The sequence below is a fragment of the Nonomuraea sp. KM88 genome, from assembly GCF_052245635.1.
Lineage (GTDB): Bacteria > Actinomycetota > Actinomycetes > Streptosporangiales > Streptosporangiaceae > Nonomuraea.
The window spans coordinates 379,637-398,810 of sequence record NZ_JBQQCC010000006.1 but is presented as its reverse complement, the minus strand read 5'-3'; the positions used below and the strand labels follow the sequence as shown (position 1 = coordinate 398,810).

Here is a 19,174-nt window from a genome sequence, read left to right as displayed (position 1 = left end):
ATGCGGGGATGGCTGATCATCGGCACACGCACGAGCTCGTCCAAGAAGGCGATCTCATCACCAAGCGGTACGTGGACGGCAAGCCAGGCGCGGCCGAGCGCGAATGGCGGGCGCTGACCCTCCTGGCCGAGCACGCTCCGGGGCTGGCCCCCGAGCCCGTGGCCTTCGACGGCCGCTCGGTCACGATGACCAGGATCGACGGGCTGCCGATGCGCGGGATCGAGGTGCGGGCCGAGCACGTCGCCGCCATGGCCGAGGCGCGCGCCCGGCTGCACGCCGCCATCCCGTACGGAGTCCTGCGGGACGTTCCCGTGCGCCCGTGGTCGAACACGGCGGTCGCCGACTGGATCAGGCAACGCGCCGCGGCCTGGCAGCCCAGGGGACCGCTGGACGGCAAGGCCGTCGACGAGGGATCGCGGTGGCTGGAGAGCTGGTCGCCGGGCGAGTCGGGGGTCACGCCCGCGTTCGGGGCGGGAGACGGCAACCTGGCCAACTTCCTATGGGACGGTTCCCGCGTCCGCCTGGTCGACTTCGAGGACTCCGGGCGCAGCGACGTGGCGTACGAGGTGGCGGAGGTGGCCGAGCACGTGTCGATGTGGGTGGACGGCGAGGTGGAGATCGCGTCCGCGTTCGGCCTGAGCCCGCAGGAGGAGCGGCGGACCCGCGAGCATCGCAGGCTGCACGCCCTCATGTGGTTGTTCCTGCTGTCCCGCGACTCCCCCGACTCGCCGCGCAACCCGCCCGGCACCTTCGAGCGGCAGGCCGAGCGGGTGCTGGCGCGGCTGGGAGCGTGAGCGCGGCTCAGCCCGTGAGCACGCCCAGCAGGTGCGTGACCTCCCTGGACACCGCGTCGCGCCCGGCCTTGAGATATTTCCTGGAGTCGACGACCCGCTCGTCGTGGGCCAGATAGTCGCGGACGGCGCCGGTGAACGCCTTGTTCAGGTGGGTCGCCATGTTGATCTTCTTCATGCCCTTCCCGACGGCCTCGCGCAGCACGTCGTCAGGCACCCCCGACGAGCCGTGCAGCACCAGCGGCACCGGCACCGCGGCCCGCAGCTCGGCGATGAGCTCCAGGTCGAGCACCGCGTCCTTGGACGTCATAGCGTGCGAGGTGCCCACCGCGACGGCCAGCGCGTCGACGCCCGTCCTCGCCACGTAGTCGACGGCCTCATGGGGTTTGGTGCGGGCGCCCGGCGCGTGCACGCCGTCCTTGCCCCCGACCTCGCCCAGCTCGGCCTCCACCCACACGCCGCGCCCATGGCACCAGGCGGCCACCTCGGCCGTGGCGGCGACGTTCTCCTCGTCGGGCAGGGCCGAGGCGTCGTACATCACCGAGCCCAGCCCGAGCTCCACCGCCTCCTCCACGAGCGCCCTGTCGGTGGCGTGGTCCAGGTGGACCGCGACCGGCACCTCGGCCCGGCGGGCGACCGCGAGCGCGGCCAGCGCGACGGGCTCCAGCGCGCCGTGGTAGCGCACGCAGTTCTCGCTTATCTGCAACACGACCGGCAATCCCAGCGCCTGCGCGCCGGCCACGATGGCGGTGGCGTGTTCGAGCTGGATCACGTTGAACGCGCCCACCCCTGCGGGCGACTGGCTGACGATGTCGCCGATGGCGGCGAGGGGCATGGCACGTGCTCCTTTACGTGATGATGATCTTCGGTTGGATGTCGGCGTACACGTCGGGGTCGAAGTCGCCGGCCACGGGCGCGGCCACGGCCGCCGCGCCCAGCGCCGCGGCCCGCCTCAGCCTGTCCGGCCACGGCGCCCGCTCCACCAGCCCCAGCGCCAGCCCGGCGACCAGCGAGTCGCCCGCCCCGGTCGGATTTCCCCCCACGGTGTACGGCATGCGAGCCCTGAACGTTCCCTCCCCGGTGACCGCCAGCAGCCCGCCCGCGCCCATGGACACCACCACGGCCTCGGCCCCCCGCTCGCGCAGAGCCTGGGCGCTCTCGGCGGGGTCGCCGCCGGGCACCGCCCTGGCCAGCTCCTCCGCGTTGGGCTTGACGACGGAAGGGCGGCCCTCGGGCGCGTGGCGCAGCGGCTCGCCGTCGGCGTCGACGATCGCGGGCACGCCCTTGCCGGCCGCGATCGCGGCGAGGGCGGCGTACGTGTCGAGGGGCACGCCGCGCGGCAGGCTCCCCGACAGGACGACCGCGTCGGCGGCGGCCACGAGCGGCTCGTAGCGCCGCACGAAGCTCTCCAGTTCGCCGGGGGTCACCTCGGGCCCGGGCTCGTTGAACAGCGCCGTACGTTGTGTCCCGGCCTCGCCCGCACCGGCGGGTGCCTCCGTGACGGCCAGGGTGGTGCGGGAGTCGGCGGCGATGGGCGTCAGGGCGCTCGGCAGCCCGGCCGCGCGCAGATCGCCTTCGATCGCCTGCCCCGTCGGCCCGCCCGCCAGGCCGGTGACCAGCACCTCGTGGCCCAGCGTCGCCAGCACGCGGGCCACGTTGACACCCTTGCCGCCGGCCCGCCGGTGCACCGCGCCGACCCGGTTGACGCCGTCCCAGTCGACCTCGGGGAGCCGGTAGGTCACGTCGAGCGCGAGGTTGAGCGTCACGGTGAGGATCATCCGGGCTCCGTCACCCAGACGCCGTCCTTCATCACCCCGGTCACCTCCAGCGCGTCGGACATCACCACCAGGTCGGCGGCCTTGCCGACGGCGATCGAGCCGATCCGGTCGGCCAGGCCGAGCACCCGCGCGGGCGTCAGCGAGGCCACCTGCACGGCGTCGGGCAGCGACATGCCCACCTCCCGCACGCTGCGCCGGAACGCGACGTCCATGGTCAGCGTGGAGCCCGCGATCGAGCCGCCCTCGACGAGCCTGGCCACGCCGCCGTCCACGCGCACCGCCATCGAGCCGAGCACGTAGTCGCCGTCGCCGAGGCCGGTGGCCGACATCGCGTCGGTGATCAGCGCGGTCCGGCCGGGGCCCGCCACCTCGTAGGCCAGCCGCAGCATGGCCGGATGCACGTGCACGCCGTCGTTGATCAGCTCGATCGTGACCCGCTCGTCGTCGAGCAGCGCGGCGATCGGCCCGGGGGCGCGGTGCCCGAGCGGCGGCATCGCGTTGTAGAGGTGGGTGGCCACGCTCGCGCCGGCCTCGATGCCGGCGATGGCCTGGTCGTAGCCGGCGTCGCTGTGGCCCACGGCGGCGATCACGCCCTCGGAGACGGCCAGCCGGATCGTGTCGAGCGCGCCGGGCAGCTCGGGCGCGATGGTGACCATGCGCACATGGCCGCGCCCGGTCTTGACCAGCTCGGCGAACTCCTGCGGCGAGGGCTCGCGCAGCAGCTCGGGGTCGTGCGCGCCGCAGCGGGCCCTGGAGATGTAAGGGCCCTCGAAGTGGATGCCGGCCAGCAGCCCCTCGTCGCAGAGCTCGGCCAGCGCCGACGCCGCCCTGAGCAGGTTGTCCGGGGTCTCGGTGACCAGGCTGGCCATCGTGGTGGTGGTGCCGTGGCGCCGGTGCAGCGCCACGGCGTCACGGGCCCGGTCGAGCTCGCCGGCCGGGAAGGAGCCGCCCGCGCCGCCGTGGTTGTGGATGTCGACGAATCCGGGCACGACGTGCTTCCCGCCCACGCTCAGGCCGGGACCGGGGGCGGATCCGTGGCCGACATGCGTGATGCGGCCGTCTTCGATGGTCAGCCACCCCTCGTGAACTCCCGCGGGTGTCACGATCCTGGCGTCGGCAAGAGTAAGGCTCATGGAGACAGAATCACAGATCGCGTGAGGTGCATGGGTTCGTCGGGGTTCAGCTGCTGGGCGAACGCGCGCGCGACGGCCACCCGCTGGGCGCGGATCAGCTCGGCCATGGGGTCGAGCCCGCTCTCGAAGAACGTGCCGCCCGCCTGCTCGACCTGCTCGCGCAGGCCGGCGGGCGCGGTGCCGAGCATCCAGGTGACGCGCCCGGGGCCGGCGATGCTGATCGGGCCGTGCCGATATTCCATCGCCGGGTACGCCTCCGTCCACGAGCGGGACGCCTCGCGCATCTTCAGGGCGGCCTCCTGGGCCAGCCCGACCGTCCAGCCGGCGCCGAGGAAGCTGAACTGCTCGGCCTTGACCAGCTCGTCGGGGAGCGGCGCGGCCACGGCCTGCTCGGCGTCCTCGATCGCCTGGGTGAGGTCCTCGCCGAGGCTGGCCCGCAGCAGGGCCAGCTGCGTGGTGGCGAACCTGGTCTGCACGACCGAGCGCTCGTCGGCGTAGTCGAGCACGACGACCTCGCCGGCGGCCCGCATGATCGGCGTTTCCGGGTCGGCGGTGATGGCCGTGGTCTTCGTGGCGGGGCTGGTGCGGGCGAGCAGCTCCAGCACCTCGGTGGTGGTGCCAGAGCGGGTCAGCGCGAGCACGCGGTCGTACGAGCGGCCGGAGGGCGCCTCGGAGGCGGCGAAGGCGTCGGTCTCGCCGTGCCCGGCCCGCTCCCGCAGCGCCGCGTACGCCATCGCGATGAACCATGACGTGCCGCAGCCGACGACGGCCACCCGCTCCCCGTGGCGCGGCAGCGCGTCGGCGGGAACGTTCGCGACGGCGCGGCGCCAGCAGGACGGCTGGGACGCGATCTCGGCCTCGGTATGGCTGGTCACCACGTGCCTCCCCATGATTGATTATTTCTGCGTTTTTTATACCAGGTAAGAGCATAAACGGACACTGGTGGCTCCGGCTCTCCAGGGTGTGCGACGCTTGCTCCTGACCTCGTCCATCAGGGAGGCCCCGTGTCCCGCTACGACCGCTGGAACGCCATCCTCGAACTGCTCTCCCAGGAGGGCAGGCTGTCGGTGGAGGAGGCGTCGCAGGCCCTCGACGTCTCCACCGCGACCATCCGGCGGGACTTCGACCAGCTCGCCCAGCAGCAGATGCTCATGCGCACGCGGGGCGGCGCGGTGGCCCAGAGCGTGAGCTACGATCTGCCGCTGCGCTACAAGACCGCCCGGCACGCCGACGAGAAGCAGCGCATCGCGGCCGCCGCGGCGGAGTTCGTGACGCCGGGCGGCGTGGTGGGGCTCAACGGCGGCACCACCACCTCCGAGCTGGCCCGCACGCTCGCCACGGCGCCCGCGCTGGAGAGCGGCTTCACCATCGTCACCAACGCGCTCAACATCGCCGCCGAGCTCACCGTCCGCCAGCACGTCAAGATCGTGGTGACCGGGGGTGTGGCCAGGCAGCAGTCGTACGAGCTCATCGGGCCGCTGGCGACCGGGGTGCTGGAGCAGGTGACGCTGGACGTGGCGTTCCTCGGGGTCGACGCGCTGGACATCGGGCTGGGCGCGTCGGCGCACCACGAGGGCGAGGCGAGCGTCAACAACCTGCTGATCAGCCGCGCCGGGCAGGTCGTCGTGGTGGCCGACTCCTCCAAGGTGGGCAAACGGGCGTTCTCCCGCATCTGCCCGATCGCACAGATCGACACACTCGTCACCGACGCCCAGCTCTCCGACGATCTGGCCGGTGAGCTGACAGAGGCGGGGGTAAAGGTCGTACGCGCCTGACCCGCTCAGGCGTTACAGGATGATGTCGGTGAGGGTAGGAACGGGACACAGGCGACAAAGCCATCCCAGGGGGAAATATGGCGTCGGGAAGGACTGTGGCCCGTCTCGGGCCTGCCGAGCGCGCCGAGGCGCTGGAGAGCATGGCCGCGCGAGAGCTCGACGTGGTCGTGGTCGGCGGGGGCATCGTGGGAGCGGGGGTGGCTCTCGACGCCGCCACCCGCGGGCTCGACGTGGGGCTGGTCGAGGCCCGTGACTTCGCCTCGGGCACCTCGTCGCGCTCCTCCAAGCTCATCCACGGAGGCCTGCGCTACCTGGAGCAGCTCAACTTCGAGCTGGTGCGCGAGGCCCTCCAGGAGCGGGCGCTGCTGCTGCAGCACATCGCGCCGCACCTCGTCAGACCGGTGCCGTTCCTCTTCCCGCTGACCCATTACGCCTGGGAACGGGCCTACGTCGGCGCCGGCGTGGCCCTCTACGACACGCTCGGCTTCGCCTCGGGGCTCGCCCGCGGCGTGCCCGGCCACCGGCACCTGTCCAGGTCGCGGGCGCGGCGGCTGGCGCCCGCGCTGAAGAAGAGCGCGTTCACGGGCGCCATCCAGTACTGGGACGCGCAGGTCGACGACGCCCGATACGTGATGACCATGCTGCGCACCGCGGCCACCTACGGCGCCCACATCGCGCCCAGGGCGCAGGTGGTGGGGTTCCTGCGGGAGGGGGAGCGGGTCACCGGCGTACGGGTGCGCGACCTGGAGAGCGGCGAGGAGTTCGAGATCCGCGCCCAGCAGGTCGTCAACGCCACCGGGGTCTGGACCGACGACATCCAGGAACTGGTCGGCGGCCGGGGCCAGATCCACGTACGCGCCTCCAAGGGCATCCACCTCGTGGTGCCGCGCGACCGGATCCAGTCGCTGACCGGGATCATCCTGCGTACGGAGAAGTCCGTGCTCTTCGTGATCCCCTGGGGACGGCACTGGATCATCGGCACCACCGACACGGAGTGGACGCTCGACAAGGGCCACCCGGCCGCCTCCAGGGCCGACATCGACTACCTGCTCGACCACGTCAACGCCGTGCTCTCCGTGCCCCTGAGCCGCGACGACGTCGAAGGCGTCTATGCGGGGCTGCGCCCGCTGCTGTCGGGCGAGTCGGACGAGACGTCCAAGCTGTCCAGGGAGCACGTGGTCGCCCATCCGGTGCCGGGCCTGGTGATGACCGCCGGCGGAAAATACACCACCTACCGGGTCATGGCGCGGGACGCGGTCGACGCCGTGGCGCACGGCCTCGACCAGCGGGTGCCCCAGTCGTGCACCGACCGCATCCCGCTGGCCGGCGCGGAGGGCTACCAGGCGCTGTGGAACTCCCGGCACCGCATCGCCCACACCTCCGGGCTGCACGTGGCCAGGATCGAGCACCTGCTGCAGCGCTACGGCTCGCTGATCGACGAGGTGCTGGAGCTGATCGAGCGTGACCCGTCGCTGGGCAGGCCGCTGAGCGGGGCCGACGACTACCTGCGCGCCGAGATCGTCTACGCCGCCACGCACGAGGGCGCCCGGCATCTCAACGACGTGCTGACCCGGCGTACGCGCATCTCCATCGAGACCTTCCACCGCGGCGTGGCCGTGGCGCAGGAGTCGGCCGAACTGCTCGCCGAGCCGCTCGGCTGGGACGGCGAGCAGGTGAAGCGGGAGGTGGGATATTTCACCAAACGCGTAGAGGCCGAGCGCCGCTCCCAGGAACAGGACTCCGACCAGGAGGCCGACGCGATCAGGCTGGGCGCGCCGGAGATCGTCCCCGTGGTCGCGCCCGAGTCCTAGCCGGTCAGCCCGTCGGGATCCACGCCTGCTCGGCGAGCGTGGTGGCGTCGTTGACCTGCACGCCTTGCGGGGAGACCGTCCACAGGGAGTCGCCGATGACCACCGAGCGCTGGATGCCGGGCTGGAAGCCGCGCTCGTTCACCTCGCGCTGCGCCGGATGCCTGATCATGCCGAGCTTCGACACGCCCGAGTCGTCGATCTTCAGCGCGAGCGCGCCCGACTCCCCTTCGCTCCTCAGCGGGATCACCGCCAGGCCGGTCCTGGGCCAGTAGAGGAAGGCGTGCGGGTCCCACTCGGCCTCGGAGCCGGAGTCCTTCTGGAACAGCTGCGACAACCTGCGCGGTGAGGCGGGGTCGCTGACGTCGAACAACGACACCTGCGTGCCCTGCGTCCTGCCCTCCTCGTTCGCCTCCTGGCCGATGCCGATCAGCCGGCCGTCGCCGGCCGGGTGCAGGTAGGCGGAGTAGCCGGTGATCTTCAGCTCGCCGGTCACCTTGGGCGCCGCCGGGTCGCGCAGGTCGAGCGTGTAGAGGGGATCGACCTGCCTGAACGTGACGGCGTAGCCGACGGGGCCGATGAACCGGACCGAGTAGATGCGCTCGCCCTTGCCGAGGCCGCCGACCTCGCCCCTCTTCTCCATGGTGGAGGCGTCGAGGACGTGGACGGTGCTCGAACTGCTCTGGCCGTCCCCGGAGTTGAGCGTGGTGGCGACGCGGAGATGGCCTTCGTGCTCCGACAGCGAGTACTGGTTCAGCAGACGTCCCGCAACCTTCCCCGACGCCACGTAGGCGGGCGGGCCCGGCTTCGAGACGTCGAACCGGTGGATCTGCGTCTCCTCGGGCGGGAGCGTGGGCGTCGGCCGGGGCACGGGAGGCGACGTCGCCGTGACCGTCATCGTGGTCGGCGGGACTTCGACCATGGATCCCGTCACGGCGGGTTCGCTGGGGGTGGGCTCCTCGGCCGGGGCCACGCCGCGCGAGGTGGCGGAGGCGTCCGGCGAGGTCGTGCGGCCAGGCGGGGTGGCGGGGTCAGGGGTGGCGGGGTCAGAAGAGGCGGTGGAGGAGCCCGGCGAGCTGGTGGGAGCGGGCGAGGCGGGGGCGCTCCGCGAGGTGGTGGTGGCGACCGGCAGCGGGCGGAACGGCATGCCCCACCAGAGCGGGTTGCTGGCCACGTAGAGGCTGCCGCCCGTGCCGTACACGATGTCGCCGTCGGCCGCCAGGGCGATCGGGTCGGTGCCGGTGACGCCCCGGGCCAGGTCGATGGTGTGCACGGTCAACATCGAGGTGCCGGTGTAGTCGGCGGGGTGGCTGACCCGGTCGCACGCGACGGTGCTCTCCTTGGCCGTCCCCGACGCGTCCGTGATCTTGATCTTGGGCAGCCAGGCCTCGGCCGGCGCCTTGCGCACGGCCTCCTGGTTCTGCTTGACGCGCTCGGCCTCCGGGATGTCCCCCCGTCTGACCTGCGGGAACGTGATGTCCGGCTGGCTGCGGGTGACGAGCCTGACCGTCGAACCGACCATCCTGGCGTCGACGTACGTGCCCTGCGGCTCGACCGTGCTCAGCACCTCGGGCTCGCCGGCCAGGTCGACCAGCACGTACCGCGTGTCGCGCGGCGGCCCGAAGGATCGGTGCACGGCGCCGCCGCCGCGCATCATGACCAGCGCGCGGTCCCCGGAGATCAGCAGGTCGGCGGGGACGCCGGGCCCGTCGCCGCCGGTCAGGTCGAGGGACTCGGTGACCTTCCTCGTGGCGGTGTCGATGATCCGCAGGGTGCCGTCCGTGACCGTGACGAGCCGGTCGCCGTCCGTCTTGACCAGGTCGGGCTCGTCCACCCCCGCCTCGTGCACGTTGGTCGTGGAGTGCTCGGAAGTGTCGGCCCCGGTGTCGGCCCCGGTGTCGGCCCCGGTGTCGGCTCCGGTGTCGGCTCTCGCCTCCGCCCTGGCGGTCATGGGCATGACGTTGCCGAAGCCGTACGGGCCGACGTTCCTGGCGGCCTGCTCGCGCAGGCCCGCGAGCAGGTCGTCGCATCCGGTGTAGGCCACCAGGCGGACGGCGCCCAGGCCCGTCCTGCCGGGCGGCGCCCCTTCCGGCGCGGAGGCGCAGGCGGCTGCCGCCGTCGCCAGCGCCGTGGCGGTCACGACCGTACGGATCAGCGTCTTCATGCCCTCCATCACGGTTGTGCGGGCAGGATGGTTCAGGAGACTCTGTCCGGATTGATGGTGAACGCCGGGCTGAAGTTGATGTCGTCGGGCACTTCCAGCAGCTTGCGCAGCAGTTTCCCGCTGAAGTCGATCACCTGGACCTCGTCGTTGGCGGCGTTGTCCTGCTCCCAGCAGTAGAGGTGCTTCTCGTCGTAGAAGCCGAGCACCTTGTCGCAGTCGGAGGAGAACTTGCGCAGGCGCTCGCCCGACTCCGAGTCCCAGATGCAGTGGTCCCCGCCACCGCCGTTGGGGCAGTCGGTGACGAACGCGCGGCCCGAGGGCGAGAAGATGTCCTGCGTGCCGGCCGACATCGTGCCGATGCCGGGGAACGAGCGGGTGGCCTTGCCCTCGGAGTCGAAGAAGCGCAGGCCCTGGTTCTTCTCGTCTCCGTAGACGTTGACCGCGCCCTCGTCGGCGCCGTCGAAGCCGAAGGCGGTCTCGCGGATCGAGGTGTCGGCCACGTCGATGGTGGTGGTCTTCTTCGTGGCCACGTCGATGATGGTGAAGCCCAGGTGGAGCCAGTCGTCGCCGTTCTTCTTCTCGGTGTTCAGCAGGATTCGCTCGCCGTCCTTCGACCAGGCCCTGATGGTACTGATCAGGGGGTCCTTCACGGTCTTGATCGTGGAACGCTCGCCGGAGTCGCGGTCGGTGATGACGATGAAGTCGAAGTCGTCGGAGCTGTAGCTCCTGCCCCGGTGCGCGAGGTGGCGGCCGTCGGGCGAGACCATCGACTCCCAGTTGCCGGCGTACTTCGTGAACGAGCCGTGCAGGGAGTTCCTGGCATAGTCGATCCAGTCGTCCTTCTTCTCGTCCTTGACCTCGTAGGAGGTCAGGAAGATCGCGTCGGCGCGATTCTCGTACAGGTGGATCTCGCCGCCGGGAAGTCGCGTCTTCGTGCCGGTGGGCGGCACGGCGACCCGCGTGGTGCCCGGCGACGGGTCGCGCGTCGCGGTGGTCCGCGACGGCCCGGGGGTCCTGGTGCGGGACGGCTCGGCGAGCGAGGCCTGGTTGACCTGGATGGTCACGACCACGCCGGCGAGCAGCAGCAGGGCGACCGCCACCGTGACGCCGACGATCAGCGCGGTCCTCTTCCTGCGCTGAGGTCGCGTGGCGATCTGCTCCTGCCACGCCGGTGACCAGGGCCCGGGAGGGTGCGGGGGCGGCACCGTGGCGGCGTGTGGTCCGGGCGGCGCGACGGGGCCGTGCCCGAAAGGCGGCCCGGAGTGCGGCGCTGAGTGTGGCGCTGAGTGTGGCCCGGAGGGTTGTCCTCGGTGATGGGCCAAGGGCGGCTGGGGCGCGGCCTCGGCGGCGGCCTCCGCGAGGATGCCGGCGTTGGGCGCGGGGCGCTGCAGCAGCCGCATGATGACCTGCTCCGCGGTCGGCCGTTGCGCGGGGTCCTTGACCAGGCACGCGACCACCACGTCGCGCAGCTGGCCGTCCAGCATGCCGAGGTCGGGGTGCTGGTTGAGCACGCGGTTGATCACCGCGGGCATCGTGTCGCTGCCGAACGGAGCCCGGGCGGAGGCGGCGAAGACCATCGTGCTGGCCCACGAGAACATGTCGGCGGCCGGCCCGGCGGTGTGGCCCATGATCTGCTCGGGCGCCATGTACGCGGGCGTGCCCACGATCGTGCCGGTGATCGTCGCGGTGGCGTTCAGCGCCCTCGCGATGCCGAAGTCGATCACTCTGGGCCCGTCGGCGCCGATGATCACGTTGGCGGGCTTGAAGTCGCGGTGCACGATGCCGGCCTGGTGGATGGCGGCCAGGGCGGTGGCGGTGCCGATGGCCAGCCGGTGCAGGACGGAGCCCGAGCGCGGCCCCTCCTCCATCACGACCTGGTGTAACGACGGCCCTTCGATGAACTCGCTGATGATGTAGGGGCGCTCCTGCTCGACGCCGGTGCCGAGGACGGCGGCGGTGCAGAACGGCGCTACCTGCTGGGCCACCTCGACCTCGCGCAGGAACCGCTCGATGCTCACCTGGTCGCCCGCCAGGTCGGGACGCATCCACTTGACGGCCACGCGGGTGCCCGACGGGTCGCTGGCGAGGTAGACGACGCCCTGGCCGCCCTCGCCTAGCCTGCCGGTGAGATCCAGGCCGCCCAGCCGTGGCGGATCTCCGGGTCGTAGCGGAGCGATGGATGCCATGGGGGAATTGTGTCCCCATGCCATGCATCGGCAAAAACTACCTGTCGGTAGCGATACCGAATCTTCTTCCTCCCGGCACCGGCGTCCGGCGGGGCGCCGCCTTCCCGCTCCTGCGCATACGCTGTAAACGTGACGGGTGCTGGCACGGCCGAACGCATCGTGACCGTCGCGCAGCGCATCCTCCACGAGGAGGGCGCCGCCGCGGTCAGCATGCGGCGCGTCGGCGACGCCGCGGGCATCACCGCCATGGCCATCTACCGGCACTACCCCAACCGGGACGCGCTGCTGCGGGCCGTCGCCAACCGGAGCGCGAGCGAGTTGGCCGCGGAGTGGCGGCGGCGATCCCCCTCGGGGGATCTCCTGGAGCGGATCTCGGCGGCGCTCGACGACTTCCTCGACTTCGCGCTCGGCAACCGGCACCTGTACCAGTTCCTGGTCCTCGACGCGTGGACGGGGGCGCGCCGCTTCCCCGACGACTTCCGCGACGGGCAGGCGCCGCCGTTCGCCGTTCTCGTGGAGCTCGCCGAAGAGGGCATGCGCACGGGGGTGTTGCGCGAGGACGACGTGCTCGAGACCGCGCTGACCGTCTCGTCGTGCACGCAGGGCCTGGTGCAGCAGTTCCTGAGCGGCCGCATGGGGATGGACGAGGACGACTTCCGCGTGCTCTGCCACCGGTCCATGTGGCGGATAATCGAAGGGCTGGCTCAGAACGTGGACAGGTGACGGCCATGGAGATTCGATACGCAGGAGGGCCGACGGCGGTCCTGGAGATCGGCGGGGTGCGGCTGCTGACCGATCCCACGTTCGACCCGCCCGGCGACTACCCGATCGGCGATCGGAAGCTCGCCAAGACCGTGGGGCCCGCCTTCGCCGCCGAGGAGGTCGGCCCCGTCGACGCCGTGCTGCTCTCGCACGACCAGCACCCCGACAACCTGGACCGCTCCGGCCGGTCTCATCTGGCATCCGCGTCACTGGTGCTCTCCACCGAGTCGGCGGCCGAGCGACTGGGCGCGCCAGTGCGGGCGCTGCCCAACTGGACGTCCGTCGAGGTCGGGGCCGTGCGCGTGACCGGGGTACCGGCGCAGCACGGGCCCGACGGGACCGAGCACCTGGTGGGCGAGGTGACCGGGTTCCTGATCGAGGGCGAGGGAAAAACCGTCTACGTGAGCGGCGACAACGCCTCACTCGACGTCGTGCGCGAGATCGCCGGGCGGACCGGCCCCGTGGACATCGCGGTGCTGTTCGCCGGCGGGGCCAGGACACCGCTGGTGGACGGCTACCTGACGCTGTCCAGCGCCGACGCGGTCACGGCCGCCGAGATCCTCGGGGCGGGGCATGTGGTGCCGCTGCACTTCGAGCACTGGGCGCACTTCACCCAGGGCAGGGACACGGTGGAGCGGGCGTTCGCGGGATTCGGCGACCGGCTGCGCCTGCTCGTCCCCGGCGAGCGTACGCGCCTTGCCTGACCTCGCGCTACAGCGGGTGCCTCACCCAGACGTTCGGCTCCACGTAGACGGCGTGGTCGTGCTCCACGTCGCAGCGCACGGGATTGAGCGCCCCCGGCACCTCGACGGGCCCCGTACGGTCGAACGGCAGGCCGGTCCACCCTCGCCACTCCGCGAGCGTGCCCGCGATCACCATCGAGCGCGGCGCCACCTTGACGATCTTCCCGCCGGCCCGCACGTGCACCCGTAGCCAGGCGTCATGGGGCAGGCCGTCGGGGCGGGTGCGGAAGGCGTACTCGCTCATGGGGGTGTGGGGTTCGAGGTGCTTGAGGTTGGGCCTGACCGGCGCGACGAGCTCGTGGAAGCCGCGGTCGGCGGCGTGGCGGCGCATCGCCGCCACCATCGTCGAGGAGAGCCCCGTGCCCTGCAGGTCGCGCCGCACGGTGATCTCCAGGGCGGAGACGGCGTCGGGCCTGGTGCCGCGGTCGCGGGCCAGCCGGCCCGAGCGGATCACGGCGTCCCAGCCGTCGTCGGGCAGCTCGGGCCCTTTCGCCACGAACGGGATCATGCACGCCCGCGCCACCAGCCGGCCGGGTTCGGCGTCGTCGTCGGCCACGAGCACGTAGTCGGCGTAGGTGGTGGTGGCGACCGCGTAGAACAGGTCGGCGATCGGGTCGTTGAGCATGAACTCCTGCCATGTATGGTCCATGTCCCACAACGCCGACGCGAGCTCCGGACGCTCCGCGAGCGTCGTGATCTGGAGGGCCATGCGGTCCAGTTTCGCACCCCGGTCCACAGGGACGCGCGCCATTAATCCGGGCAAAAGTTGTGCGCTAGCGTCGGCGGCATGACCGAACTTGACGCCAGGTTGAGAGCCGTCGCCGACCTGATCGTGCCCGAGGCGCGCGAGGGCGGCGGCAGGCACGAGTACGACGGCCGGATCCAGGACCTGTCACCCGACGGAGTACGCGCGGGACTGGCCCGGCTCGGCGAGGGAGCCGCGCCCGCCGACCCGCACGACGCCAGGCACCTGGAGGTGTTCGAGGAGGGCCTGCGCACCCAGCTCGGCGCGCTGGCCCTGCACCGCAGGAACCCGCTGCTCCACCTCTCCAACCTCGACCTGGCCTGCTACGACCGCGACTACGCCCCGGCCGGCGACCGCGCCGCGGCCAAGGCGGCCCACCTCGCGCTCTGGCCCGAGGCCGTGAGCAACGCGCTCGACGCGCTCGACCAGGTCCCGGCCCCCGTCGCGAAATCCCTGGCGAGCACCGCCAGGGGCCTGGCCGCCGGGGTCACGGACGAGGTCGCGCTGCGGGCGCACGGCAGGCTCGTCGCCCACATCGAGAGGGCGGCGGACGAGGGCGACCCCGACGCGGCGCTCGGCGGCGAGGCCCTGGCCGGCCTCATGGGCACTTCCGAAGGGCTCCCCGTCGACCTGGGCAGGCTGGCGGAGCGGGCCGACGCCGAGCGTGACCGGCTCATGGCGCTGCTCGCCGAGTCCTGCGCCAAGCTGGGGGAGCGGGGCCGCCCGCCGCTCGACGTCGTACGCGAGCTGGTCAAGGACCATCCCGACGCCGACGGCGTGATCGAGGCGGCCAGGATCGGCACGGAGAAGGCCATCGCGTTCACCCGCGAGAAGGACCTCGTGCCCTACCACGACGGCGAGTGCCTGGTCGGGCCGGCACCCGAGTCGCGCCGCTGGGCGATGGCCATGATGTCGTGGAACGCGCCCGGCGAGCCCGAGGGCCCGTCCTGGTACCACGTCACGCCGCCCGACCCGAGCTGGCCACGGCAGGACCAGGAGGAGTGGCTGGAGGTCTTCAGCCGCACCACGCTGCCCGCGATCAACGTGCACGAGGTCGCCCCCGGGCACTTCTCGCACGCCAGGGCGCTGCGGCGGGCGCCGTCGGAGGTGCGCAGGCTGCTGCAGTCGACCGCGTTCATCGAGGGCTGGGCCCACTACGCCGAGGAGCTCTGCGTCGAGGAGGGCTTCGAGGCGGGCGACCCCCGCTTCGAGATCGGCGTCTGGCTGGAGGCGCTGATCCGCGTCACCCGGCTGGCCTGCGCGATCGGCGTGCACACCGGCCAGATGACGGTCGAGGAGGGCGCCAGGCGGTTCGCGTCGGACACACACCTGGCAGGCCCCGCCGCGACGGCGGAGGCGGAACGCGCGTCGTTCGACCCGACGTACGGCCGCTACACGTGGGGCAAGCTGCTCATCCGCGACCTGCGCGAGCAGGCCCGCAAGGAGTGGGGCGCCGGCTTCACCCTGCAGCGCTTCCACAAGTCGCTGCTCGATCTCGGTTCGCCGCCTCTGGGCTTGATCAGAGGCACCCTGTAGCGTCTGGTGATCCGGAGCACCCTGCAGTGCCGGTCGCTGAGGAGGTCTGTCCGTGCGCGAGCTCTCCGGCAAGGTCGCCGTGATAACGGGCGCGGGCAGCGGCATCGGGCGGGCGCTTGCCCTCAGGTTCGCGGCCGAGGGCATGACGCTGATGCTCGCCGACGTCGATCACGGGGCGCTCGCCGAGACGGCCGCGCAGGCGGGCGACGCCGAGGTGCTCACGCAGATCACCGACGTGTCCGACGCGTCCTCCGTACGCCACCTGGCCGACCGGTGTTTCGGGGAGCTGCGGGCCGTACACGTGTTGTGCAACAACGCGGGCGTCTTCCAGGGCGGCCACCTGTGGACCCGCGGCGAGGAGGACCTCGCCTGGCTGCTCGGGGTGAACCTGTGGGGCGTGCTGCACGGCATCCGCGATTTCGTGCCGCGCATGATCGAGCAGGACACCGAGGGACACATCGTCAACACGGTGTCCGCGGCCGGGCTGTTCACCACGCCGGGGACGGGCGGCTACTCGGTCGGCAAACACGCCGCGCTGGCCGCCTCCCAGGCGCTCGCCCACGACCTGGCCGATGCGGGTTCCAAGCTGCGCGTGACCGCGCTCTGTCCCGGCGCGGTCAGGACGCGCATCGCCGACTCGGCGCGGCTGCGCCCTCCGAGCCTGGCCACCATGCCCGGCCGGGACGAGGCGGCCGCGCAGGAGGCGGTGAGCAGGGCGGTCGAGCGCGGCATGGAGCCGTCCGAGGTCGCCGGCCTGGTGGTGGACGCCATCCGTGACGAGAGGTTCCTGCTGCTGACCGACCAGGAACACGCCGCGCGGTTACGCCTGCAGACCGAGACGCTGCTCAGCGGGCGGCTGCCGGTTCACCACTGACGTTCGTGGGCCAGCACCCGTACCACCGTGCCGCTGCGCGGCCTGACCAGCAGGCGTACGGAGTCGCCCGGCAGCACGTCCTGGTAGACGCCCTGCTTGACCCGGAACGCGACGGCCGTCTCCGAGCCGCCGTCGTGCACCGCGATGTGGTAGGTGTTCTCGCTGTCCGTGTGAACCTCGACCCAGCGCTTGACGACGTGGCCGCTGAGCTCCTGCCGCTTGGGCCCCTGCGCGACGGCGGCCGCCGGCACGATCTCGACGCCGCGCCAGCCGCTGCCCGTGAAGATCCATTCCTGCTGCGGGTTCGCCTCCACGTGCCCCGGCCCGGCGACCTCGCGTCCGGCGGGAGTCAGCAGGAACCCGCGGCCCGCCAGGAGCAGCCCGGGCCCCGCCACGAACGACACCATCGTCGCGATCATCCCGGGCCACGACAGGCCGGCCGCGGACACGGTGGCGAACCACGGGACCACCAGCCCGCAGGCCAGCAGCACCGGAACGATCATGCTCGACCAGCGCCGCCGCGCCAGCCCGAGGTCGATGGCGCACTGCCGGACCAGGGGGAGGAACTCGCGGTCGAGCACCTGCCCGTCGGGCATGAGCGCGATCACCGGGGCCCGCGGAGCCCCGCCCATCCGGGTGCTCACCTGATCGAGCACCCACTGCTCGTACGGCCGGAGGGGCTCCGCCCGCCGTGGCGTCAGCGACAGCCGGTCGCCCTCCACGACGGCCCACCCGCGCCCGGCCAGCTCGAACAGCGCCGAATGGAACACGTCCTGCACCCGCATGCCGCGTAAGAGCTCCGCCACGGGGGCGGGCGCCGGATGGCGCGGCTCCCGCTCCGGGGTCCTGTCGCGACCGGACACCTTGAAGGCGGCGGCCAGGGTGGCGACCCAGAGAGCCCAGGTCGTCGCCGGCCAGACAAGATCCATTGTTCTGTGTTAGCACGAGAGCGGGAGCCAGGCCAGGCGTAATGCACAAGGCCGATAGACTGTACTCACCGCGTTCCGCCTTCTGGAGGGTCTTCAGTGTCTGAATTCGACACGGTTCTGGTGGTCGACTTCGGCGCGCAATATGCGCAGCTCATCGCCAGGCGGGTGCGCGAGTGCCACGTCTACTCCGAGATCGTCCCCTCGTCGATGCCCGTCGAGGAGATGATGGCGAAGAATCCGAAGGCGATCATCCTGTCCGGCGGCCCCTCCTCGGTCTACGCCGACGGCGCGCCGCCCGTGCCGCACGGGCTGTTCGCGACGGGCGTGCCCACGTTCGGCATCTGCTACGGCTTCCAGGCCATGGCGCGGGCGCTGGGCGGCGAGGTGGCCCGCACGGGCGTCGCCGAATACGGCGGCACCGCGCTCGAGGTGCTCCAGGAGGGCGTCATCTTCGCCGGCCTGCCGAGCGCCCAGAAGGTCTGGATGTCCCACGGCGACAGCGTGGCCAGCGCCCCCGTGGGGTTCACGGTGACCGCCTCGACGAGCCAGACGCCGGTCGCCGCCTTCGAGCACCCCGAGAAGGGCCTCTACGGCGTGCAGTTCCACCCGGAGGTGCTCCACTCCGAGCACGGGCAGGCGGTGCTCAGGCACTTCCTCGAGGCGGCCGGCTGCCGCCCGTCCTGGACCATGCTCAACATCGTCGAAGACTCCGTCGAGGCCGTGCGCCGCCAGGTCGGCGACGGCCACGCGATCTGCGCACTGTCGGGCGGCGTCGACTCGGCGGTGGCCGCCGCCATCGTGCAGCGCGCCATCGGTGACCGGCTGACCTGCGTCTTCGTCGACCACGGCCTGCTGCGCAAGGGCGAGGCCGAGCAGGTCGAGCGCGACTTCGTGGCCGTCACCGGCGTCAAGCTGCGGGTCGTCGACGCCGCCGACCGCTTCATCAAGGCGCTGGAAGGCGTCACCGACCCCGAGGAGAAGCGGAAGATCATCGGCCGCGAGTTCATCCGCGTCTTCGAGGACGAACAGCGCGCCATCATGGCCGACAAGCCCGTGGAGTTCCTCGTCCAGGGCACGCTCTACCCCGACGTGGTCGAGTCGGGCGGCGGCACCGGCACCGCCAACATCAAGTCCCACCACAACGTCGGCGGCCTGCCGGACGACCTGCGGTTCACGCTGGTGGAGCCGCTGCGGGCGCTGTTCAAGGACGAGGTCCGCCGGGCCGGCGAGGAGCTCGGGCTGCCCGCCGCCATGGTCTGGCGCCAGCCGTTCCCCGGCCCCGGCCTGGGCATCCGCATCGTCGGAGAGGTGACGCGCGAGCGCCTCGAACTGCTGCGCGAGGCCGACGCGATCGCCCGCGAAGAGTTGTCCAGGGCGGGCCTCGACCGGCAGATCTGGCAGTGCCCCGTGGTGCTGCTGGCCGACGTGCGCTCGGTGGGGGTGCAGGGCGACGGGCGCACCTACGGCCATCCGGTGGTGCTGCGCCCGGTGACGTCGGAGGACGCCATGACGGCCGACTGGGCGAAGGTGCCCTACGACGTGCTGTCCCGCATCTCGACCCGGATCACCAACGAGGTCCGCGAGGTCAACCGCGTGGTGCTCGACGTGACCAGCAAGCCCCCCGGCACGATCGAGTGGGAGTGACGCTTTCCGTCCGCGGCGGTTCTGCGGGACCATCCTTTACGGCACGGCCAAGGTCACCCACCCGCCGCACGTGGCTGAGCGCCTCCAGGGAGACGCCGTCTGACCCGCACGTGGCGGGCCGCCGCGACGGCGCTCCCTTGACCGTCCGAGCGGTGAAGCGTTGCCCCGAGCCGCCCGGAGGAGACGGGGCAGGAGGGGACGCGGGTAGGGGAAGACCGCTGGTCAGCGTGTCGTCCGGGTCCAGCGCCGGCTTCGATGTGCCTGCGCACCGGGGTGGACGGTCCGGAAGAAGCGTGGAACGGCGTT

Annotated in this window: 16 protein-coding genes; 8 read left to right on the top strand and 8 right to left on the bottom strand. The window is 72.0% G+C overall.

The genetic code is table 11. From position 1 onward, the window contains the following. Positions 1-8: 8 nt before the first annotated feature. Entirely contained in the window at positions 9-794 is a 786-nt protein-coding gene (locus ACTWPV_RS21190) for a phosphotransferase family protein (protein WP_443153122.1), read from the top strand. A gap of 7 nt (positions 795-801) precedes the next feature. Here ACTWPV_RS21190 and ACTWPV_RS21185 read toward each other — a convergent pair whose 3' ends face one another. Genes ACTWPV_RS21185 through ACTWPV_RS21170 form a run of 4 tightly spaced genes read right to left on the bottom strand, consistent with a single transcriptional unit; the run spans position 802 to position 4,577 of the window. Further along, the gene (locus tag ACTWPV_RS21185; RefSeq protein ID WP_443153121.1) at positions 802-1,626 is read right to left on the bottom strand and encodes a class II fructose-bisphosphate aldolase; all 825 of its coding nucleotides are present in this window, start codon (positions 1,624-1,626) and stop codon (positions 802-804) included. A 13-nt stretch (positions 1,627-1,639) separates the two neighbouring features. Then, positions 1,640-2,569, bottom strand: a complete 930-nt coding sequence (locus tag ACTWPV_RS21180) for a 1-phosphofructokinase family hexose kinase (RefSeq protein ID WP_443153120.1) — start codon at positions 2,567-2,569, stop codon at positions 1,640-1,642. Beyond that, positions 2,566-3,702 (bottom strand): N-acetylglucosamine-6-phosphate deacetylase, encoded by a 1,137-nt coding sequence (gene nagA, locus ACTWPV_RS21175; protein WP_443153119.1) that lies wholly within the window; start codon positions 3,700-3,702, stop codon positions 2,566-2,568. The genes ACTWPV_RS21180 and nagA overlap by 4 nt, the downstream gene beginning before the upstream one ends. Next, positions 3,699-4,577, bottom strand: coding sequence for an SIS domain-containing protein (locus ACTWPV_RS21170; protein ID WP_443153118.1), 879 nt, complete (start codon positions 4,575-4,577; stop codon positions 3,699-3,701). Before ACTWPV_RS21170 ends, nagA begins: the two co-directional genes overlap by 4 nt. Positions 4,578-4,706: 129 nt before the next feature. Here ACTWPV_RS21170 and ACTWPV_RS21165 point away from each other — a divergent pair, with 129 nt between their 5' ends. Together ACTWPV_RS21165 and ACTWPV_RS21160 are read left to right on the top strand one after the other, a co-directional pair. Further along, positions 4,707-5,477, top strand: a complete 771-nt coding sequence (locus ACTWPV_RS21165; protein WP_347646524.1) for a DeoR/GlpR family DNA-binding transcription regulator — start codon at positions 4,707-4,709, stop codon at positions 5,475-5,477. Between the two features lie 77 nt (positions 5,478-5,554). Next, entirely contained in the window at positions 5,555-7,288 is a 1,734-nt protein-coding gene (locus ACTWPV_RS21160) for a glycerol-3-phosphate dehydrogenase/oxidase (RefSeq protein WP_347646525.1), read from the top strand. Positions 7,289-7,292: 4 nt separating this feature from the next. On the opposite strand, the gene ACTWPV_RS21155 is transcribed toward ACTWPV_RS21160, so the two are convergent. Together ACTWPV_RS21155 and ACTWPV_RS21150 are read right to left on the bottom strand one after the other, a co-directional pair. Then, complete coding sequence (locus tag ACTWPV_RS21155; protein WP_443153117.1) at positions 7,293-9,449, bottom strand: beta-propeller domain-containing protein; 2,157 nt, start codon at positions 9,447-9,449, stop codon at positions 7,293-7,295. Between the two features lie 32 nt (positions 9,450-9,481). Further along, positions 9,482-11,635 carry a protein kinase domain-containing protein gene (locus ACTWPV_RS21150; protein WP_443153116.1) on the bottom strand — a complete coding sequence of 718 codons (2,154 nt, stop codon included), beginning with the start codon at positions 11,633-11,635 and terminating at the stop codon, positions 9,482-9,484. Between the two features lie 129 nt (positions 11,636-11,764). Between ACTWPV_RS21150 and ACTWPV_RS21145 the strand changes: the two genes are divergently transcribed. Further along, complete coding sequence (locus tag ACTWPV_RS21145) at positions 11,765-12,358, top strand: TetR/AcrR family transcriptional regulator (RefSeq protein ID WP_443153115.1); 594 nt, start codon at positions 11,765-11,767, stop codon at positions 12,356-12,358. Positions 12,359-12,363: 5 nt separating this feature from the next. Then, complete coding sequence (locus ACTWPV_RS21140) at positions 12,364-13,101, top strand: MBL fold metallo-hydrolase (RefSeq protein ID WP_443153114.1); 738 nt, start codon at positions 12,364-12,366, stop codon at positions 13,099-13,101. 7 nt (positions 13,102-13,108) lie between these two features. On the opposite strand, the gene ACTWPV_RS21135 is transcribed toward ACTWPV_RS21140, so the two are convergent. After that, the gene (locus ACTWPV_RS21135) at positions 13,109-13,849 is read right to left on the bottom strand and encodes an N-acetyltransferase (protein WP_347646530.1); all 741 of its coding nucleotides are present in this window, start codon (positions 13,847-13,849) and stop codon (positions 13,109-13,111) included. A 78-nt stretch (positions 13,850-13,927) separates the two neighbouring features. On the opposite strand from ACTWPV_RS21135, the gene ACTWPV_RS21130 reads away from it, so the two are divergent. Beyond that, on the top strand, positions 13,928-15,421 hold the full coding sequence (locus ACTWPV_RS21130; protein ID WP_443153113.1) for a DUF885 family protein: 1,494 nt from the start codon (positions 13,928-13,930) through the stop codon (positions 15,419-15,421). Positions 15,422-15,473: 52 nt separating this feature from the next. Beyond that, positions 15,474-16,295 carry an SDR family NAD(P)-dependent oxidoreductase gene (locus tag ACTWPV_RS21125; RefSeq protein ID WP_443153112.1) on the top strand — a complete coding sequence of 274 codons (822 nt, stop codon included), beginning with the start codon at positions 15,474-15,476 and terminating at the stop codon, positions 16,293-16,295. On the opposite strand, the gene ACTWPV_RS21120 is transcribed toward ACTWPV_RS21125, so the two are convergent. Further along, the gene (locus ACTWPV_RS21120) at positions 16,286-17,224 is read right to left on the bottom strand and encodes a hypothetical protein (RefSeq protein ID WP_443153111.1); all 939 of its coding nucleotides are present in this window, start codon (positions 17,222-17,224) and stop codon (positions 16,286-16,288) included. The two genes, ACTWPV_RS21125 and ACTWPV_RS21120, sit on opposite strands and share 10 nt — an antisense overlap. Before the next feature lie 54 nt (positions 17,225-17,278). Here ACTWPV_RS21120 and guaA point away from each other — a divergent pair, with 54 nt between their 5' ends. After that, the gene (guaA, locus tag ACTWPV_RS21115) at positions 17,279-18,868 is read left to right on the top strand and encodes a glutamine-hydrolyzing GMP synthase (protein WP_443153147.1); all 1,590 of its coding nucleotides are present in this window, start codon (positions 17,279-17,281) and stop codon (positions 18,866-18,868) included. Positions 18,869-19,174 lie beyond the last annotated feature (306 nt).

Coding starts and splice junctions, on each gene's coding strand:
- ACTWPV_RS21140 (WP_443153114.1), top strand. CDS start 12,364: ATGGAGATTCGATACGCAGGAGGGCCGACGGCGGTCCTGGAGATCGGC.
- ACTWPV_RS21190 (WP_443153122.1), top strand. CDS start 9: ATGGCTGATCATCGGCACACGCACGAGCTCGTCCAAGAAGGCGATCTC.
- ACTWPV_RS21155 (WP_443153117.1), bottom strand. CDS start 9,449: ATGAAGACGCTGATCCGTACGGTCGTGACCGCCACGGCGCTGGCGACG.
- ACTWPV_RS21180 (WP_443153120.1), bottom strand. CDS start 2,569: ATGATCCTCACCGTGACGCTCAACCTCGCGCTCGACGTGACCTACCGG.
- ACTWPV_RS21160 (WP_347646525.1), top strand. CDS start 5,555: ATGGCGTCGGGAAGGACTGTGGCCCGTCTCGGGCCTGCCGAGCGCGCC.
- ACTWPV_RS21135 (WP_347646530.1), bottom strand. CDS start 13,849: ATGGCCCTCCAGATCACGACGCTCGCGGAGCGTCCGGAGCTCGCGTCG.
- nagA (WP_443153119.1), bottom strand. CDS start 3,702: ATGAGCCTTACTCTTGCCGACGCCAGGATCGTGACACCCGCGGGAGTT.
- ACTWPV_RS21120 (WP_443153111.1), bottom strand. CDS start 17,224: ATGGATCTTGTCTGGCCGGCGACGACCTGGGCTCTCTGGGTCGCCACC.
- ACTWPV_RS21185 (WP_443153121.1), bottom strand. CDS start 1,626: ATGCCCCTCGCCGCCATCGGCGACATCGTCAGCCAGTCGCCCGCAGGG.
- ACTWPV_RS21130 (WP_443153113.1), top strand. CDS start 13,928: ATGACCGAACTTGACGCCAGGTTGAGAGCCGTCGCCGACCTGATCGTG.
- ACTWPV_RS21150 (WP_443153116.1), bottom strand. CDS start 11,635: ATGGCATCCATCGCTCCGCTACGACCCGGAGATCCGCCACGGCTGGGC.